Here is an 18,442-nt window from a genome sequence, read left to right as displayed (position 1 = left end):
ATAGAGCCTCGCCGCCATCCGGCAATGCAGCATTCATCCTTTGCTGATAAGCTGTTCAACTTCAAAGCGATTGGTCACTTTGCTGTCGATTTTGACGTAAGCGGAATGCTCTTCCGCCACGATCAGCGCTTCGCTTACGCCTTTCATTGCCAACAGTCGCTGTTTTAGCCTGTCGTCAGCAACAATATCCGCTGGAATTTCCACGCGCAGGCTGCTGACATAGGGCGGCTCTTTCATGGTACTTGCCACTGCCAGCCATACCATCGCCAGTACGGCCCCGGCAAGGAAAACGGTTTGCCCATCAAACGTGCCGTCTATCCAGCCGCCCAGCGAACCGCCAAGCGCCACGCCAAGAAACTGACTGGTAGAATAGACGCCCATCGCCGTTCCTTTATACCCCGCGGGCGACTCTTTGCTAATAAGCGAAGGCAGCAGCGCCTCCATCAGATTAAAGGCGAGGAAAAAGAGTTGTACGCCAATCACCAGCTCCCAGAAATGTTGGCCCGCTCCCCACAACACGATTTCCGCGACGATAATGAGCCCCACGCAGAACAGGAATACCTGCTTCATCCGCCGTTTGACTTCAGCATAGATGATAAAAGGCACGACGGCGGCAAAGGCGATCACCATGGTTGCCAGATACACCTTCCAGTGTTCGGCGGCAGGGAAACCAGCATCGGCAAGCTGGCCGGGCAGGGCGACAAAGGTGGACATCAATAAAATATGCAGACACATAATGCCGAAATTGAGTTTGAGCAGCCTCGGCTCCGCCAGCACTTTACTGAAGCTGCCTTTGACCATCCCGGATTCGCGATTCAGCACATGGTTAGTACTGTTGGGAACCACCCAGATCGTCAGAAGAATGCCCAGAGTGGCGAGGGCGGCGATCATCCAGAACAACGCGTTCAATCCCAGACTATGGGTAACGATCGGCCCTAATACCATCGCAATCGCGAAGGTGATACCAAAGCTGACGCCGATAAACGCCATCGCTTTGGTACGGTTTTGCTCGCGGGTGAGGTCAGACAGGAGCGCCATGACGGCGGCGGCAATAGCGCCGGACCCTTGTAGCGCTCGCCCCAGAATAATGCCCCAGATTGAGTGGGAGAGCGCGGCAATGACGCTGCCCGCGACAAATACCGCCAGTCCGCCGACAATCAGCGGTTTGCGGCCAATGCGGTCGGACAGCAGCCCAAAGGGAATTTGAAAGATAGCCTGCGCCAGCCCGTAAATGCCGATCGCAATGCCGATTAATGCTTCGCTGGCGCCCTGTAGCGCCATACCGTATGTGGTCAGTACTGGTAGAACCATAAACATGCCCAGCATACGCAACGAAAAGACGGTCCCTAAACCCCATGTGGCGCGCAGCTCCCCTGGCGTCATTTTATAATCGTTCATTGCCACCTCTGTATAAAAGCTGGGAGTAGTGTAGTGCGGGGAGTGTGCCGGGTAAATAGAGGGTTAATTAGCAAATATTATGTTTTTGAAACAGTTGAGCTAAAAAAGAGATAAATTGTTAACACGATAGGGCGATCGGGAGAGTCAGCATAGCCTTGTGCTCATTCATATTCCGATCTCCTTGAGCTGATGGGCTGTAAGTGGCTATCTGAGCCATCTCAGTATAGTGTAGTGGTCGGCCACGGCCTTTAAGCTGTGTGCGCTGTTGCTCCATGTAGCAATAGCAGAACTCGTCAATTGTCAGCAATTTGAGCCGCAGCGTGGCGCTCAATTAACACTTACGACTAACTACATGATTAAAAAGGTTTTTGCTATGCGATATGGAGTTATTATTCCGGCTCTGCTTTTACTTGCAGGTACCAGCCAGGTTTATGCAAACGATGGCGCATGTCTCAGTTACCAGAAAGAAGTCACCCTCAGCGGCTATGTGCAGGTCGTCGTTAATTTTGGCCCTCCAGGTTACGGTGAAACCCCGGAAGACCAGAAAATAGACAGACGGGACGTTGAGGTTAACCTCTTACTGGATCAGCCAGTCTGTACCATCGGCACGGATAGCGCTGAAGCAGAGAAAGACGATATGGAAATCGCACTGACGTCGAACGATGGAACGAATAACAGTCTGCGGGCATTTGCAGGTGAGCACATTACCGTCACCGGGGGGCTTCAGCACTCCGATGTTGCTGAAGGGGCAACGCTCGTTCTGACATCTACACAGGTGCTGGGGCAAACCACTGACAGTGATACAAACCGACAGACTACGCTGAACGACGGCCAAAAGCGTGAGATGCTGACTCAATTTAAGCAGTTTCAGCAGGCATTAAAAAATCAGGACATTTCAACAGTAGAGTCATTTTTCACTTTCCCATTATCCTGGGAGACAGAGGTCCCCTGGCAAAAAGGCGATCTTCAGGACCTTCCTGTAGCCAGCCTTAAAGTAGATAAAGAAACGTTTGAACAACATTTCTCTGATATAGCAAAGTTTCTCAATCCACTGGTAAATATCGATTCTGATTTACAAACACTTACCACAATGGAATATCGGGAAAACAGCCTTACTGCTGAAGCACAAAAGCGCAAGTATTATTCAACGGGAGATGATGATAGTGACCAGTATTTGTATTATTACCAGGAAGGCGATCAGAAACATTATGTTAAAGGCGTATGCGATAACGTCGTCAGTACCGCCGAATTTTATGATAGCGAATTATCGGTAACGGTAGGATCGGCTCCGAATAAACAAATTCCGGGGGGATCTGAATATTGTGAACACCAGCGGGCAATACTTGATTTTGTACTCATCAATAACAGGCTTCATCTGAAAGACGGTATCGGGGGCGCTGATTGATAATTTTCCGCTACTTTCTCGTTGATCTTATAAGGTGAGGTCGCCGTCTTTATGGACTACATCAATGCCATCCAGAAGCCTGAGCGCATACTGACTTTCATGAACCCGCCTGTACTCAGAACAATATTCAGCGGTAAGCCCTGTTCGTTTGTTGCCAGATGGCTTTGGGGGCCATAATCGCGCTGGCGAGCGGCCCAGCGTGTTATCTGTGGTGATCTCAGGATGTTTTTTGGGGAGCTAACTGTATAATGGTAGACTCGGATATTACTGCCATCCAGCGATTAAAACGATTATAAATCGTCAGATTGCTGACAAAGTAGAGATTCACGTTTATGCTGGGTGGCGGATATATCTTACCCGATCTACAAATTTATTGATATCAATAAATTGTGCAACTACCCTGTAGATACTGATAAGCGCAGCGCCATCAGGCAGAAGGTTTGTCATCAGTCTTATTTATTATATTATTCAAGGAGTGAATTCGTTGTGAAAATTAAATTCTTATCATTATGTATTTTAGCGGGTGTTTTATTTGTTAGCCAGGTGAATGCTTCAGCGAACAACGGTAAAGATGATGTAAAATATGCTGCGCTTACCCAGAAGGATCTTGATGCTTTGCCTGTGGAAAAAAGAGCTTCGGTTCTGGATGAACTGGGGTTTATCCATGAATACGGCCTTAATGTACCGATGAATCGCGAGCGGGCGTTGCAGTATTACAAGCAGGCCTGTGAACTTGGCGGTAACTACGGCTGTTATAATGTGAAGTATGCTTATCAGTATGGCGACGGAGTGGCGAAAGATAGCGCTCAGGCCAATATGTATGCTAAGAAAATGAATCTGGATAATTTATTGATTGAGCAAGAGTATATCGATAAGTTTTCGCAAGAAATTTACGCGGCAAAAGCATTGGCCGATACGGATAAATCGCAGCGGCCAGAATTTATTAATGCACTATTTAATCTTCTAAATAATAGGCCAGAGAGCGATGCGCTTTTTTTTAGTCGTATCGGATTTAATCAGGAAAAAACGTTCCGCCTTGCTACGCTATGGGGGCAGGACGGCGATCCACAAATGGATTATCAACTGGGGTTACTCGCCCTTAATGATTTCTCCGGTCATTATGTGGATGAGCCTTATAAGGCCAGGCCAGCCTCGTTGAAATGGTTTCGCGCCGCCGCGGAAAAAGGCGTCGTTGAGGCCCAATCTCTCTTGGGGGGTATTTATTCGGGGGGAGAGGGCGATGAGTGGGGGATTAAGCCAGACATTCAGGAAGCACAAAAATGGTATGGGCAGGCGGCTGAGCAGGGTGACAGCGATGCACAGATTGCGCTAGGTAAAATCTATTATTCTGGCGCAACAGGGCGCACTGATTACGCTAAAGCGCTGGCATTATTTACGCAGGTTGAAAATGATGGTACTAATTCGCGCTCAACGATGCCGTTGAGTTGGATGTATTATAACGGTTTAGGTACTGCACCTGATTGTGATAAAGCCTGGTCGTATTACAAGAAAGCATCTCGATATGTAGGTAAGAAGGTTGAGGAAAAAATATTTTTAAGTAAATGCGCAGCGGATATTCAGAGTCGAAAAAACAACGCGGATGCTTTACCCAAAGTAACCCTAAAAAAAGAGAGTATTTTCTCTCGCGGGATAACGGCTAAGCCGAAAGAATGCGCACTAATTTTTCAGATTGGCACAGATAAAATCCGTAACATGGCGAATTTGCATATTACGCTTGAGCTGAAAAATGATGATGGAGTGGCAACTGAGGAAACGTTAATGATTCCGCCATTCGGTTTGAATACTCTGGGGATAGATATGCAAAATCATGCTGTTGATCCTCTCGTTACCTCATACGATCTCCCTCTGTATACTCAAGATTTTTGTCACGGGATCGGCGATATCCATTTTACGCTGAAATCCGCTACGGCAACGATTAACGATAAGAATGTTGATTTGCTGAAAGCTGACAGTGTGCGCTTTTTAGATAAAAAATAAGGGAATGAAAAATGATAAAACGGAAATGGAATCTTTTGCTTCTGCTTGGGCTTTCTTTCGCATCGGTATGCCAGGCAGGTGATGATATTGACGCGTTGTATAGCCGTATTGCGCAGAAAGATATTCAGGCGCTAAATGAGCTAAAAGCGTTAGCCAAAGATAATAACGCTCAAGCGCTGGCGGAGTTGGGGTTTATTTATGAGTACGGCGTTGCTGTGCCGAAAGATACGATACAGGCTATCAAGTATTATGAGCAGGCTTGTCATGTTGAAGAACCCTATGGCTGCTACAACGCTCGTTATTTTTATCTGCATGGCCTGGGGGTGATGCAGGATGACGTTTTGGCAAAAGAGCTTGCGGATAAAACCAGTAAAGCAGACATCGATACTGATGCGCAGACGGTGACGCGCCTGATAGCCGACGAAATAGATACGGCAAAGCAAGCCGCGGAAAGCGATATTACTCAGCGTTCCCGGTTTATTGAAACATTACGCCAGTATGCCGGCGGCGGGAGCGCGATGGCCGCGCGCATCACGCGCCTGGGTTATTCAAAGGCGGATATCCTGCACCTTGCGGAGCTGTGGGCGCAGGAGAGAGACCCTGAACTTAACTTTATCGTTGGTAGCCTCTATGACTCTGGTTTTGTTGAGGTCGACGATAAAGAGGCGCGTTCGTTGCAATGGTTCCGCAAGGCTGCTGAATTGGGCCAGGCTGATGCGCAGAATATACTCGGTTACTTCTACTTGAATGGAAAACGAGGGATTAAGCGCGATCTGCAGAAGGGGGTGCAGTGGTACGAGTTGGCGGCTGCGCAGGGTAATGCCGATGCGCTCATAAATCTTGGTGAGATCTATTACTCCGGGACGCAGGTTCCGCTTGATTACGCTCGGGCGTTTGAATTCTTTGAACGGGCGGCGAAGATGGGCAAGTCTCGCGCTTTAAACTATCTTGCCTGGATGTATACCAACGGTCAGTTTGTCGACACAGACTGCCGGAAGGCAGCGGAGTTGTTTGCTCAGGGGCGAACAAGTTTTGCAGACGATCCCCATTTTCAGGTGACCTGCGAAAAAGACCGACAGGCCCGCGCTGAGGCTGTGGCAATGCGTGAAAAGAATTTGCCGAAGTTAACCTTCAATCGTGATCGTGTTTTCGGTGCGAGCCAGGGCAGCGGCTATGCATGCGAGCTGGAGTTTGTCGTCAAAACGGACAGAATCAGCAGTATAGAGAATTTACGCGTCTCACTGGCGCTGAAAAATAAGGCCGGAGCGATGTCACAGCAGGTTATCGCATTTGAGCCTTTTGGGCTAAATACGCAGGACCGCAATTTACAAGGGTATAAGTCTGATACGCTCCGTGAATCGACATTACAACCTGTCTATCAGCCGGAATTTTGCGATGTTGATAGCTATAGCGTGACTGCTGTGACGGGAATGGTTAACGGTAAAGAGATGGATATGCTTAAGGCAGGCGTTTTTCTGTAACTGTGAGCGAAAATAATGGCGTATCAAGCGATACGCCATCAAAAGTCTTACCAGACGTAAGTCAGCAGATTCTGCGAATTCGGCACCATAAAATCAACGGACATCATGATACTCAGCGCGGTAATCGCAATGATAGAGAAGCCGAACAGCTTGCGCGCCCAGACCTTATCATCTTCCACTTTGTAACCGCGTAGCGCCATGCCGAGCCACCAGACGCTGACCGCCGCGGCGACCACCAGGTATTTGTAACCGGCATAACCGCCCAACGTTAGCATTAGCGTTGCAACGGCAAACGCAATGATGTACAGCGTGATGTGGTTTTTAGCGACTGAGATTCCTTTTACCACCGGCAGAACCGGGATATTGGCCGCCTGATAGTCCTTAAAGCGGAAAATGGCGATGGCGTAAGAGTGCGGCATCTGCCAGAGGCTGAAAATAGCCAACAGGATCGCCGCGCCGCTGTCAAAGTCGCCCGTTACGGCGCAGTAGCCAATCACCGGCGGCGCTGCGCCGGAGAGAGAACCAATCAGCGTGCCGTAAACGGAGTGACGCTTCATGTACAAGCTGTACACGCCAACGTAGACCACGAAGCCCATCACCCCCAGCCAGCAGGCCAGAGGATTAGCGCCAAACCACAGCAGCATAAAGCCAGCAATACCCAGCAGGGTGGCGTATACCAGCGAGACGCCAGGAGAAATCAGGCCTTTGACCAGCACCCGATTCTTGGTCCTTTCCATCTTCCTGTCGATATCCCTGTCGATGTAGTTGTTAAATACACAACCCGACGCCACAACCAGTGACACCCCGACCAGCGTATAGATGAACAGGGGATAGTCAATGCTGCCCTTTGAGGCCAGCAGAAATCCCCCGATCACCGAGATCAGGTTGCCAAAGATGATGCCTGGTTTCGTTACTTGCAGGTATTGCTTAAACATCATACTCGCCGCTCTTAGTGCATCATCATGTTGTAGTTGAGGTTCCACATAATCCAGATGGAGCCCACAACCAGGATGGCGATGATCAGCACGGTAAAGATGAAGGCCGTCATGTTCCAGCCTTCATCAGATTTGGTGTTCATGTGCAGGAAACACACCAGATGCACCAAAATCTGCACCACTGCCATTGCCAGGATAGATCCCAGAATAACGGCCGGAGAGGCAGCGCCGGTCATCACCATCCAGAATGGAATAACCGTCAGGATGACCGACAGGATAAAGCCGGTCATGTACGTTTTTACGCTGCCGTGGGATGCGCCGCCGCTCTCGGTAGAATGACTCATTACATCGCCCCCATCAGATAAACAACAGTGAATACGCAAATCCAAATCACATCCAGGAAGTGCCAGAACAGGCTCAGGCACATGATGCGGGTACGGTTAGTGCTGGTCAGACCGCGACGGGCGACTTGCACCATCAGCACCGCCATCCAAATCAAACCGGAAGTGACGTGCAGACCGTGCGTGCCGACCAGCGCGAAGAACGCAGACAGGAAGCCGCTGCGATCCGGGCCCATACCGTTAACAATCAGGTGATGGAATTCATAGATTTCCATCCCGATAAATCCGGCGCCAAACAAGAAGGTCAACGCCAGCCAGGAGATAACCTGGCTCTTGTTGTTCTTGTGCATGGCGATCGCCGCCATGCCGTAGGTAATGGAGCTAAATAACAGCAGGAAGGTTTCAACCAGAACGAACGGCAGTTCGAAAATGTCCTTACCTGTCGGGCCGCCAGCGGTGCCGTTCACCAGAACGGCATAGGTAGCAAACAGAATAGAGAACAGAATGCAGTCGCTCATCAGGTAGACCCAAAATCCGAAGATTTTGTTCTGGCCTGCGTCATGGTGCCCGTGTTCGTGCGCGTGGGCAGTCGCGTGCGTTAAAGTATCAGTTGCCATTTTTCAGCCCTGCCTTAGTAATCTCATCGAAATGCTGGCTTTCCAGTTTTTCGACTTCCGGGACCGGCACGTAGTAATCCACATCTTCATCAAAGCTTTTTACAATCCAGCTGATGATCATGCCTGCGAAACCCACTATCGCCAGCCACCAGATATGCCAGATCATGGCGAAGCCAAATACCGTCGCGAAGGCGGCGATAACAATACCGGCACCGCTATTTTTCGGCATATGAATCTCTTCATACTGTCCAGGCTGTTGGTACGCTTCGCCTTTTTCTTTCATTTCCCAGAAGGCGTCACGTTCGTGAACGTGCGGCACAACGGCAAAGTTATAGAACGGCGGCGGAGAAGAGGTTGACCACTCCAGCGTACGGCCACCCCATGGGTCGCCGGTCAGATCGCGGTTCTGATCGCGGTCGCGAATAGAAACGAAGATCTGAATCAGTTGGCACAGGATACCCAGCGCAATCAGCGCGGCGCCGGCGGCGGCAACCATCAGCATCGTATGGAACTGCGGATCAATTTGCTGGCTGAGGCGACGGGTCATGCCCATGAAGCCCAGTACATACAGCGGCATAAAGGCTACAAAGAAACCGATAATCCAGAACCAGAAGGCGCGTTTACCCCAGGTTTCGTTCAGCTTGAAGCCAAACGCCTTCGGCCACCAGTAGGTCATACCCGCGAAGCAGCCAAACACTACGCCGCCGATGATCACGTTATGGAAGTGCGCAATCAGGAACAGACTGTTGTGCAGGACGAAGTCCGCGCCCGGTACCGCCAGCAGCACGCCGGTCATACCGCCGACCGAGAAGGTCACGATAAAGCCGATGGTCCACATCATTGCGGAATGGAAGACGATACGGCCCTGATACATGGTGAACAACCAGTTGAAGATCTTCACCCCGGTCGGGATGGCGATAATCATGGTGGTGATACCGAAGAAGGCGTTAACGTTCGCGCCTGCGCCCATCGTGAAGAAGTGGTGCAGCCAAACGATAAACGACAGTACGGTAATACAGACGGTCGCCCAAACCAGCGAGGTATAGCCGAACAGACGTTTACGCGAGAAGGTCGCTGCGATTTCGGAGAATACCCCGAAGACCGGCAGAATCAGAATGTACACTTCCGGATGGCCCCAGGCCCAAATCAGGTTGATGTACATCATCATGTTGCCGCCCATATCGTTGGTAAAGAAATGGGTGCCCAGATAGCGATCCAGGGTCAGCAACGCGACGGTAACCGTCAGAATCGGGAAAGAGGCGATGATCAGTACGTTGGCGCACAAAGAGGCCCAGGTAAAGACCGGCATCTTGAACATCGTCATACCCGGCGCACGCATCTTCAGGATCGTCACGAAGAAGTTGATACCGGTTAACGTCGTACCAATACCCGAGAGTTGCAACGCCCATATCCAGTAATCGACCCCGACGCTGGGACTGTACTCTATTCCCGATAGCGGCGGATAAGCCAGCCACCCTGTCTGCGCGAATTCACCCACGCCCAGCGAGAGGTTAACCAGGATAACGCCGACAACGGTGAACCAGAAGCTCAGGTTGTTCAGGAAAGGGAACGCAACGTCGCGCGCGCCGATCTGCAGCGGAACCACCAGGTTCATCAGACCGATAACGAAGGGCATCGCCACGAAGAAGATCATGATTACGCCGTGAGCGGTAAAGATCTGATCGTAGTGGTGCGGCGGTAGAAAACCCGCTTCGCCTGCGGAGGCAAGTGCCTGCTGGCTACGCATCATGATGGCATCGGCGAAACCACGTAACAGCATCACAATCGCGACGATGATATACATGATGCCGAGGCGTTTATGGTCAACTGACGTTAACCACTCTTTCCATAGGTAGGTCCACTTACCGAAGTAAGTAATCGCTGCCAGTATCGCCAGTCCCCCGACGATAATTGCAGCGATCGTTACCATGACGATAGGTTCATGGAACGGTACTGCATCCAGTGATAATTTTCCGAACATCTTATCTTCCTCAACCCTTGGAGTTGGCGGATTCCGCGTGGCTCATGTCCATACCTTCCATTCCTTCATGCGAGCTGTGCTCACCTTCAGGTTGGGTCATGTCCATGCTCTTACCGTGGCCCATGAATTTGTTAATAACGTCCTTGAACAAATCTGGTTTCACGCTGGAGAAATATTCCACCTTGTTGTACTCGCTTGGCATAGCCACTTTCTCGAACGCCGCCATATCATTCATGGTGTTCGGAGACTGCTTCGCTTTTGCGACCCATTGGTCGAATTCTGCGCGGTCTTTGGTGGCGATAGCTTTAAACTTCATACCAGAGAAGCCCGGGCCGCTATAGCTGGCGGAGATGCCATCGTAGGTTCCGGGTTCGTTGGCGATCAGATGCAAACGTGTTTGCATACCGGCCATGGCATAAATCTGGCTACCCAGACGCGGGATAAAGAAGGAGTTCATCACGGAGTTGGAGGTCACTTTGAAATAAACCGGCGTGTTCGCCGGGAAGGCGATCTCGTTGACGGTGGCGATACCCTGCTCCGGATAGATGAAGAACCATTTCCAGTCCATGGAAACCACTTCGATGGTGATCGGTTTTTCGTCATGCGCCAGCGGCTTGCTTGGTTCAAGCGCGTGCGTGGTTTTCCAGGTCAGTACGGCAAGGAAAATGATGATCAAGATAGGCACCGTCCAGACCACGGCTTCCACTTTATTGGAGTGTGACCAGTTCGGGCTATACTTCGCATCCTTATTACTCGCACGATACTTCCAGGCGAAACCAACAGCCATCAAGATGGCGGGAATAACGACGATCAACATCAGGCCAAATGCCGTCAGTATCAGCGAACGTTGCTCCAGTCCAATCTGTCCTTTGGGATCCAGCAGCGCAGAATTACAGCCACTGAGTAATGCAGTGCCTGCAATTAATGACAACCATCCCAAACTTTTATTGTATTTCCTGAGTCTCATTTAACGACCTCAATTCCACGGGACCTGGTGGCGTTTAAAGTGTAGGGGCATTTTACGGTAAGGTTACATTACTGTAAACATGATTGGTTCTGTGTTACCAAGTTCTGCCGCGCATGTCACATATGTTGCCAAGTATGTCGAAATAACTTTAAGACACTGTTGAAACTTTGCGTTATAACGGATGAGGTCTGTAAGTGGGATGTTGAGGGATAATTGGTATAACCAATGTAAAAATAAAACAATTACTTAACAATTTATTATCAATAAAAGGACAATCAACGGCAGAAATTTAAATTTAATCGGCTGAATCGTGTAAAGAAAATAGGTAGCGTAGAAATTACCAATAATTTCCAAAATTCTGTTGCGCACAAAAAGACAAATATATTTTTTATCAATTGATGGTTATTTAGCCGTTATAATTCCGGGTCGTTATTACAACGGCAAATAATGTTTTAGAGCAGGCGTGTTTTTCGTAGCGCCAGGTAATCCAGTAACCCGCCAAAGACAATGCCGCACACGGCAACCGCTACCGCAGTCTCAAGCAATCCGGACAGGAATGAGAAGTTAGTGTAATCCAACGCGTTCATGGTCAGCAGGAGTACCCAGACCGCCAGCAAAGCGACGCCCGCGAGCAGGATTGAAAGCGCGAAATTGTAGGCGCCACGGTATTGCGTGCGGGGAATGAAACGCTCGCTCTGCCAGCTATATTCCAGCGTTTGCCGACAGACCAGCAACAGTAACAGCCCGGGAACGGCGGCGACAACCGAGAAGAGGTAGAATGTCGGCCAGCCGTGCGCTTCAACGAACCAGCCCGCTACAGGACCAACATAAACCCGGCCTACTGCGGAGAGGGCCGACAGTAGGGCAAACTGTGTTGCGGAAAACGACTTATTACATAGCGTCATTAATAAGGCGACAAAGGCGGCAGTACCCATCCCGCCGCACAGATTTTCGAAAAAGACCGCCGCGCCCATGCTGAACATGTTTTTATCGGTAATGGAGAGCAACCAGTAACCGGCGTTGGACGCGCCTTGCAAAATGCCGAAAATCAGCAGCGCGCGAAACAGCGAAAGACGCTGCATTAATATGCCGCCGTATAACGCGCCGACGATCGTTGCCAGCAGGCCCAGCGTTTTATTGACCACGCCGACTTCGCCGGCGTCAAAGCCGACGCCGCGAATCAAAAAGGTGGTGGTCAGGCTCATGGCGAAGGCGTCACCCAGTTTATAAAGCACAATGAGCAGTAAAATCAGCCAGGCGTTGTTACGGCCAAAGAAATCGCGTAGCGGCGCGACGACGGCCTGTTCCAGCGATTTCGGGGACGGGATAGTATCGGTCGGTTCCGGCGCCAGTAAGGTGGCGATAATGCAGGGGATCAGCAATGCCGCCATCAGCCAGTACATGCCCTGCCAGCCGAGCCAGCGATCGGCCAGCCATAGCGCCAGTCCGCCGGAAACCAGCATTCCCAACCGGTAGCCAAGCACGCTGATTGCCGCGCCAGCGCCGCGTTCTTCTGCGGGTAAAACATCGGTTTTCCAGGCGTCGAACACGATATCCTGCGAGGCGGAGCAAAAAGCAATCACCACCGCCAGCGCCGCCATCCAGCGTAGCTGCGTGCCGGGTTCAAGAAAGCCCATCGCCGCAATCGCCGCCAGTAACAACAGTTGGGTGGCGAGTAACCAACCGCGACGACGACCTAAAAAAGGCGGCGTGTAGCGGTCCATCAGCGGGGACCAGAGAAACTTAAACACATAGGCCTGACCAACCAGCGAGAAGAAGCCAATCGTTTTAAGATCGATATTCTCGACGGTCATCCACGCCTGTAGCGTACCGGAAGTGAGCGCCAGCGGGAGACCGGAGGCAAAACCCAATATCAGCAGAATGGCTGAACGCGGTTGCTGGAAAATACGTAAATATTGACTTGACATAGGCATCTACAGACCCGGCTTCTGCCGGGTCTTGTTGTTGCTATTAACGGGCGTTTTGCTTGATAAAATCGTGAATACTGGTGTCCTGAGACATATCAGCAATGGTATCGGTCAGAACGCTGTTCACCGCGTCGGCAATATTCTGGTTAGAGGCCTGGAACGCCCCTTCAATAGAGTAGTTGGCGCGATAGTTTTTGGTCATCTTGTTGCCATTTGCCGCGGTCGCAATAATCGCGATATCCGCTTTGGTCGCGATGTTGTAGCGCACGCTGCCCTGGGAAACATCAGCATACAGTTGGTTAACAATAATCTGCAGATTAACCGCGCCGTTAGGCCCGATCATATAGCCCCGCGCCGTCATCTGTTTTTCCAGGACTTCTTGTAACAGGAAGCGTAAATCGCGGGAGGCGGTTAACGTTACCAGCTGGTTGTTACGCGTGACTTTCGCTAACGCCTGATCCTGGCGCTGGTCCGCGCCGGTAATGCTAACGGTGATGCCCATCAGGCTCGGGTCCTGCTGTGGCAAGGTGATCTTCGGCGCGACGTCAATGGTCGTCGGCGGTGTGGCGCATCCTGCCAGCATAAACAGAGCGACTAACGGAAAGAGAAGTTTTTTTAACATATTCAGGCTCTCAATGACGCTTAAAACGTGATAGGTAAAAATTCCCGCCATCATAACACCGCTAACGGCGAGGGGAAGTGGTCAACGCAGGTAAATTCGTCGTAATGTCCGATTTGGTATTGATAACGGCGCGAGCGGGGATTTTGAGCGCTAAAAGAATGATTAAGGCAGTAAACTTCATACGTTTGGCTGAAATAACCAGACGAAAGCTAAATTTTTGTTGTCATGCTGTAATGGAAACGGTAAAAGCGGCTAGTATTTAAAGGGATGGGTGACATCACAGCGTTGTCGGAGGAGATTTTCATGATGATACGTGAGCAAATAGAAGAAAAATTAAGGACAGCGTTCGACCCCGTGTTTCTCGAAGTTGTGGATGAAAGCTATCGTCACAATGTTCCTGCAGGATCGGAAAGCCATTTTAAGGTCGTGCTGGTGAGCGATCGCTTTACAGGCGAACGTTTTCTTAATCGTCATCGGATGATTTACGGTACGTTAACGGCGGAACTCTCCACAACCGTACATGCGCTGGCACTGCATACTTATACCCTCAAAGAGTGGGAAGGGTTGCAGGATACTATCTTCGCGTCGCCTCCTTGTCGCGGCGCGGGAAGCATCGCGTAGCAAAACGGATTTGCAACTACCTCCGCTTTTCCAGTATGTTGCTACAGAATTATGTGAAAACGGCCTGCGGGCCGTTTTGTTTTGTCTGAATTTTGAGCGTGTCGTACAGTATTCAGACAAAAATTAGCCGAGAATTGTGAAAACCGCCGCAGCATCGCACAATCACCGTTCTCGACTCACAAAAGTGATGCCGCTATAATGCGCCGTCTTATATATGAACGTCTTCGGGATGATTCTGACGACAGGGAATGTGATTGATTATGAGAACATCCCGGTTCCGCGAAGCAAATAGCACGTGCTTGCGGAGTAGAGTTGACCGAGCACTGTGATTTTTTGAGGTAACAAGATGCAAGTTTCAGTTGAAACCACTCAGGGCCTTGGCCGCCGTGTAACGATTACAATCGCTGCTGACAGCATCGAGACCGCTGTAAAAAGCGAGCTGGTCAACGTAGCGAAAAAAGTACGTATTGACGGCTTCCGTAAAGGCAAAGTACCGATGAATATCGTCGCTCAGCGTTATGGCGCTTCTGTTCGCCAGGACGTGCTGGGCGATCTGATGAGCCGCAACTTCGTTGACGCGATCATCAAAGAAAAAATTAACCCGGCAGGCGCGCCGAACTATGTTCCGGGCGAATACAAAGTGGGTGAAGACTTCACTTACTCCGTCGAGTTTGAAGTCTATCCGGAAGTTGAGCTGACTGGCCTCGAGTCTATCGAAGTTGAAAAGCCGGTTGTTGAAGTCACCGACGCTGACGTTGATGTGATGCTGGACACCCTGCGTAAGCAGCAGGCGACCTGGAAAGAAAAAGACGGCGCTGCGGATGCGGAAGACCGCGTGACCATCGACTTCACCGGCTCTGTAGACGGCGAAGAGTTCGAAGGCGGCAAAGCGACCGATTTCGTTCTGGCGATGGGCCAGGGTCGTATGATTCCGGGCTTTGAAGACGGCGTTAAAGGCCACAAAGCTGGCGAAGAGTTCACTATCGATGTGACCTTCCCGGAAGAGTACCACGCTGAAAACCTGAAAGGTAAAGCGGCTAAGTTCGTTATCAACCTGAAGAAAGTTGAAGAACGCGAACTGCCGGAACTGACCGAAGAATTCATCAAACGTTTCGGCGTTGAAGATGGTTCCGTAGCCGGTCTGCGCGCTGAAGTACGTAAAAACATGGAACGCGAGCTGAAAGGCGCGGTGCGTAACCGCGTTAAGTCTCAGGCGATCGAAGGTCTGGTAAAAGCTAACGACATCGACGTACCGTCTGCGCTGATCGACAGCGAAATCGACGTTCTGCGTCGTCAGGCTGCGCAGCGTTTTGGTGGTAACGAGAAACAGGCTCTGGAGCTGCCGCGCGAACTGTTCGAAGAACAGGCTAAGCGTCGTGTAGTTGTCGGTCTGCTGCTCGGCGAAGTCATTCGTACCAACGAGCTGAAAGCGGACGAAGAACGCGTTAAAGGCCTGATCGAAGAGATGGCGTCTGCTTACGAAGATCCGAAAGAAGTGATTGAGTTTTACAGCAAAAATAAAGAGCTGATGGACAATATGCGTAACGTCGCTCTGGAAGAACAGGCTGTTGAAGCGGTTCTGGCAAAAGCGAAAGTGTCTGAAAAAGCCACTTCCTTCAATGAGCTGATGAACCAGCAGGCGTAATTTTTCGCGTTAAAAGCACGAAATTTGCACAAAAACCCGTCACCTTTCAGTGACGGGTTTTTTTTGTCACGCATTTTGCATGGTAAGGGTGCGAAAACCGCGTTTCAGTGTTAGCGTTAGAACAAAAGATTGTTATGCTTGAATTATGGCGATGCCGTACCCATTACAGAGGGACTGGCTGATAATCCGTCCATCAGGTTACAATCAGTACAGCAGATTTTTTCAATTTTTATCCAGGAGACGGAAATGTCATACAGCGGAGAACGAGATAATTTGGCCCCTCATATGGCGCTGGTGCCGATGGTCATTGAACAGACCTCACGCGGTGAGCGCTCTTTTGATATCTATTCTCGTCTACTTAAGGAACGCGTCATATTTCTGACCGGCCAGGTCGAAGACCATATGGCTAACCTGATCGTGGCGCAGATGCTGTTCCTGGAAGCGGAAAACCCGGAAAAAGATATCTATCTGTACATTAATTCTCCTGGCGGCGTAATTACTGCGGGGATGTCCATCTATGACACCATGCAGTTTATTAAGCCAGACGTCAGCACCATTTGTATGGGACAGGCGGCCTCTATGGGGGCGTTTCTGCTGACTGCCGGGGCGAAAGGCAAACGTTTCTGCTTGCCGAACTCTCGCGTCATGATCCACCAGCCGCTGGGCGGCTACCAGGGCCAGGCGACGGATATTGAAATTCACGCCCGCGAAATTTTGAAAGTAAAAGGGCGCATGAATGAACTTATGGCGCATCATACGGGTCAATCTCTTGAGCAGATTGAACGTGATACTGAGCGCGATCGCTTCCTCTCCGCGCCTGAAGCGGTAGAGTACGGTTTGGTTGACTCAATTTTGACCCATCGTAATTGATGCCCTGGACGCAAGTGTGCCGCTATACACTTCATCCTTCACGCTACCTCGGTGTTGGTTGCCAGCGCGCCTCCCGGTGACTTACTTATGTAAGCGCCTGCGGAGTCGCCGAGTTGCCGCCTTGATGTAGCTCGAATGATTTTGTGTATATACTAATGAAGGGCGGCACAACGCTGATTAGCGGCTTGCGCCTGAGAATGGCATTTGCGTCGTCGTGTGCGGCACAAAGAACAAAGAAGAGGTTTTGACTCATGACAGATAAACGCAAAGATGGCTCGGGCAAATTGTTGTACTGCTCTTTTTGCGGCAAAAGCCAGCATGAAGTGCGCAAGCTGATTGCCGGTCCATCCGTGTATATCTGCGACGAATGCGTCGATTTATGTAACGACATTATTCGCGAAGAAATTAAAGAAGTTGCTCCGCACCGTGAACGTAGTGCGCTGCCGACGCCGCATGAAATTCGTACCCACCTGGACGATTACGTTATCGGTCAGGAGCAGGCGAAAAAAGTGCTGGCGGTGGCGGTCTATAACCACTACAAGCGTCTGCGTAACGGCGATACCAGCAATGGCGTCGAGTTAGGTAAAAGCAACATTCTGCTGATTGGACCGACCGGTTCCGGTAAAACGCTGCTGGCGGAAACGCTGGCGCGCTTGCTGGATGTGCCGTTCACTATGGCGGATGCGACCACGCTGACCGAAGCGGGTTACGTGGGGGAAGACGTCGAGAATATCATTCAGAAACTGTTGCAGAAATGCGACTACGACGTGCAAAAAGCGCAGCGTGGGATTGTCTACATTGATGAAATCGATAAGATTTCGCGTAAATCAGACAATCCGTCCATTACCCGCGATGTTTCCGGCGAAGGCGTACAGCAGGCGTTGCTGAAACTGATCGAAGGCACTGTCGCCGCGGTTCCACCGCAGGGCGGTCGCAAACATCCGCAGCAGGAGTTCTTACAGGTAGATACCTCTAAGATTCTGTTTATCTGCGGCGGCGCGTTTGCCGGTCTGGATAAAGTGATCGCTAACCGTGTTGAAACCGGCTCCGGCATTGGTTTTGGCGCGACGGTGAAAGCGAAGTCCGACAAAGCCAGCGAAGGCGAGCTGTTGTCGCAGGTTGAACCGGAAGATTTGATCAAATTTGGTCTGATTCCTGAGTTTATCGGTCGTCTGCCAGTGGTGGCGACGCTGAACGAACTCAGCGAAGAAGCGCTGATTCAAATCCTGAAAGAGCCGAAAAATGCGCTGACCAAGCAGTATCAGGCGCTGTTTAACCTGGAAGGCGTCGATCTGGAATTCCGTGACGAAGCGCTGGACGCTATCGCCAGGAAAGCAATGGCGCGTAAAACCGGTGCCCGTGGCCTGCGTTCTATCGTCGAAGCGGCGCTGCTGGATACCATGTACGATTTGCCATCTATGGAAGACGTCGAAAAAGTGGTGATCGACGAGTCCGTTATTGCCGGTCAGAGTAAGCCGTTGCTGATTTACGGCAAACCGGAAGCGCAGGCTTCTGGCGAATAATTAAACATTCATACAATCAGTTAGCCAAAAAAGGGGGGATTTTATCTCCCCTTTCGTTTTTCCTGTAAACACGCCGTTGAATGTGTGGGAAACATCCCCATATACTGACG

Annotated in this window: 15 protein-coding genes; 7 read left to right on the top strand and 8 right to left on the bottom strand. The window is 50.6% G+C overall.

Annotated features, from left to right (window positions below; all coding sequences use genetic code 11):
• Positions 1 to 33 precede the first annotated feature (33 nt).
• Complete coding sequence (locus NA330_RS11825; RefSeq protein WP_001000935.1) at positions 34 to 1,398, bottom strand: MFS transporter; 1,365 nt, start codon at positions 1,396 to 1,398, stop codon at positions 34 to 36.
• A gap of 373 nt (positions 1,399 to 1,771) precedes the next feature.
• Between NA330_RS11825 and NA330_RS11820 the strand changes: the two genes are divergently transcribed.
• From NA330_RS11820 to NA330_RS11810, 3 genes are all read left to right on the top strand, one after another.
• Positions 1,772 to 2,803, top strand: coding sequence for a hypothetical protein (locus NA330_RS11820; protein ID WP_023241798.1), 1,032 nt, complete (start codon positions 1,772 to 1,774; stop codon positions 2,801 to 2,803).
• Between the two features lie 486 nt (positions 2,804 to 3,289).
• Positions 3,290 to 4,801 carry an SEL1-like repeat protein gene (locus tag NA330_RS11815; protein ID WP_023241799.1) on the top strand — a complete coding sequence of 504 codons (1,512 nt, stop codon included), beginning with the start codon at positions 3,290 to 3,292 and terminating at the stop codon, positions 4,799 to 4,801.
• A gap of 11 nt (positions 4,802 to 4,812) precedes the next feature.
• Positions 4,813 to 6,282 carry an SEL1-like repeat protein gene (locus tag NA330_RS11810; RefSeq protein WP_023241800.1) on the top strand — a complete coding sequence of 490 codons (1,470 nt, stop codon included), beginning with the start codon at positions 4,813 to 4,815 and terminating at the stop codon, positions 6,280 to 6,282.
• 47 nt (positions 6,283 to 6,329) lie between these two features.
• Here the strand turns inward: NA330_RS11810 and cyoE are convergent, their stop codons facing one another.
• The 7 genes from cyoE to NA330_RS11775 form a co-directional block, all read right to left on the bottom strand.
• Positions 6,330 to 7,220, bottom strand: coding sequence for a heme o synthase (gene cyoE, locus NA330_RS11805; RefSeq protein ID WP_000971352.1), 891 nt, complete (start codon positions 7,218 to 7,220; stop codon positions 6,330 to 6,332).
• An 11-nt stretch (positions 7,221 to 7,231) separates the two neighbouring features.
• Entirely contained in the window at positions 7,232 to 7,561 is a 330-nt protein-coding gene (locus NA330_RS11800) for a cytochrome o ubiquinol oxidase subunit IV (RefSeq protein WP_000019878.1), read from the bottom strand.
• Positions 7,561 to 8,175, bottom strand: a complete 615-nt coding sequence (locus tag NA330_RS11795) for a cytochrome o ubiquinol oxidase subunit III (protein ID WP_000179831.1) — start codon at positions 8,173 to 8,175, stop codon at positions 7,561 to 7,563. Before NA330_RS11795 ends, NA330_RS11800 begins: the two co-directional genes overlap by 1 nt.
• The gene (gene cyoB / locus NA330_RS11790) at positions 8,165 to 10,156 is read right to left on the bottom strand and encodes a cytochrome o ubiquinol oxidase subunit I (protein WP_000467159.1); all 1,992 of its coding nucleotides are present in this window, start codon (positions 10,154 to 10,156) and stop codon (positions 8,165 to 8,167) included. Before cyoB ends, NA330_RS11795 begins: the two co-directional genes overlap by 11 nt.
• 10 nt (positions 10,157 to 10,166) lie before the next feature.
• Positions 10,167 to 11,123 (bottom strand): cytochrome o ubiquinol oxidase subunit II, encoded by a 957-nt coding sequence (cyoA, locus tag NA330_RS11785; protein WP_001239449.1) that lies wholly within the window; start codon positions 11,121 to 11,123, stop codon positions 10,167 to 10,169.
• 452 nt (positions 11,124 to 11,575) lie between these two features.
• Complete coding sequence (gene ampG, locus NA330_RS11780; protein WP_000098479.1) at positions 11,576 to 13,051, bottom strand: muropeptide MFS transporter AmpG; 1,476 nt, start codon at positions 13,049 to 13,051, stop codon at positions 11,576 to 11,578.
• A gap of 43 nt (positions 13,052 to 13,094) precedes the next feature.
• Positions 13,095 to 13,673 carry a lipoprotein gene (locus NA330_RS11775; protein ID WP_023241801.1) on the bottom strand — a complete coding sequence of 193 codons (579 nt, stop codon included), beginning with the start codon at positions 13,671 to 13,673 and terminating at the stop codon, positions 13,095 to 13,097.
• Positions 13,674 to 13,976: 303 nt separating this feature from the next.
• Here NA330_RS11775 and bolA point away from each other — a divergent pair, with 303 nt between their 5' ends.
• The 4 genes from bolA to clpX all read left to right on the top strand — a co-directional run bounded on the left by bolA (position 13,977) and on the right by clpX (position 18,332).
• On the top strand, positions 13,977 to 14,294 hold the full coding sequence (bolA, locus tag NA330_RS11770) for a transcriptional regulator BolA (RefSeq protein WP_000973433.1): 318 nt from the start codon (positions 13,977 to 13,979) through the stop codon (positions 14,292 to 14,294).
• A gap of 346 nt (positions 14,295 to 14,640) precedes the next feature.
• Positions 14,641 to 15,939: a trigger factor gene (gene tig / locus NA330_RS11765; RefSeq protein ID WP_001198406.1), complete on the top strand. Its 1,299-nt coding sequence runs from the start codon at positions 14,641 to 14,643 to the stop codon at positions 15,937 to 15,939.
• 246 nt (positions 15,940 to 16,185) lie between these two features.
• Entirely contained in the window at positions 16,186 to 16,809 is a 624-nt protein-coding gene (gene clpP / locus NA330_RS11760; protein ID WP_000122257.1) for an ATP-dependent Clp endopeptidase proteolytic subunit ClpP, read from the top strand.
• Positions 16,810 to 17,060: 251 nt separating this feature from the next.
• Positions 17,061 to 18,332, top strand: coding sequence for an ATP-dependent protease ATP-binding subunit ClpX (gene clpX, locus NA330_RS11755; protein ID WP_000130314.1), 1,272 nt, complete (start codon positions 17,061 to 17,063; stop codon positions 18,330 to 18,332).
• Positions 18,333 to 18,442: the final 110 nt, after the last annotated feature.

Source organism: Salmonella sp. NW722, from assembly GCF_051702785.1.
GTDB classification, from domain to species: Bacteria; Pseudomonadota; Gammaproteobacteria; order Enterobacterales; family Enterobacteriaceae; genus Salmonella; species Salmonella enterica.
This window is presented reverse-complemented; position numbering and strand designations above follow the sequence as displayed.

What these genes read in the sequence shown, in the direction of transcription:
- NA330_RS11825 (WP_001000935.1), bottom strand. Translation starts at nt 1,398, where the DNA reads ATGAACGATTATAAAATGACGCCAGGGGAGCTGCGCGCCACATGGGGT.
- NA330_RS11820 (WP_023241798.1), top strand. Translation starts at nt 1,772, where the DNA reads ATGCGATATGGAGTTATTATTCCGGCTCTGCTTTTACTTGCAGGTACC.
- NA330_RS11810 (WP_023241800.1), top strand. Translation starts at nt 4,813, where the DNA reads ATGATAAAACGGAAATGGAATCTTTTGCTTCTGCTTGGGCTTTCTTTC.
- cyoE (WP_000971352.1), bottom strand. Translation starts at nt 7,220, where the DNA reads ATGATGTTTAAGCAATACCTGCAAGTAACGAAACCAGGCATCATCTTT.
- NA330_RS11800 (WP_000019878.1), bottom strand. Translation starts at nt 7,561, where the DNA reads ATGAGTCATTCTACCGAGAGCGGCGGCGCATCCCACGGCAGCGTAAAA.
- NA330_RS11795 (WP_000179831.1), bottom strand. Translation starts at nt 8,175, where the DNA reads ATGGCAACTGATACTTTAACGCACGCGACTGCCCACGCGCACGAACAC.
- cyoB (WP_000467159.1), bottom strand. Translation starts at nt 10,156, where the DNA reads ATGTTCGGAAAATTATCACTGGATGCAGTACCGTTCCATGAACCTATC.
- cyoA (WP_001239449.1), bottom strand. Translation starts at nt 11,123, where the DNA reads ATGAGACTCAGGAAATACAATAAAAGTTTGGGATGGTTGTCATTAATT.
- ampG (WP_000098479.1), bottom strand. Translation starts at nt 13,051, where the DNA reads ATGTCAAGTCAATATTTACGTATTTTCCAGCAACCGCGTTCAGCCATT.
- NA330_RS11775 (WP_023241801.1), bottom strand. Translation starts at nt 13,673, where the DNA reads ATGTTAAAAAAACTTCTCTTTCCGTTAGTCGCTCTGTTTATGCTGGCA.
- bolA (WP_000973433.1), top strand. Translation starts at nt 13,977, where the DNA reads ATGATGATACGTGAGCAAATAGAAGAAAAATTAAGGACAGCGTTCGAC.
- tig (WP_001198406.1), top strand. Translation starts at nt 14,641, where the DNA reads ATGCAAGTTTCAGTTGAAACCACTCAGGGCCTTGGCCGCCGTGTAACG.
- clpP (WP_000122257.1), top strand. Translation starts at nt 16,186, where the DNA reads ATGTCATACAGCGGAGAACGAGATAATTTGGCCCCTCATATGGCGCTG.
- clpX (WP_000130314.1), top strand. Translation starts at nt 17,061, where the DNA reads ATGACAGATAAACGCAAAGATGGCTCGGGCAAATTGTTGTACTGCTCT.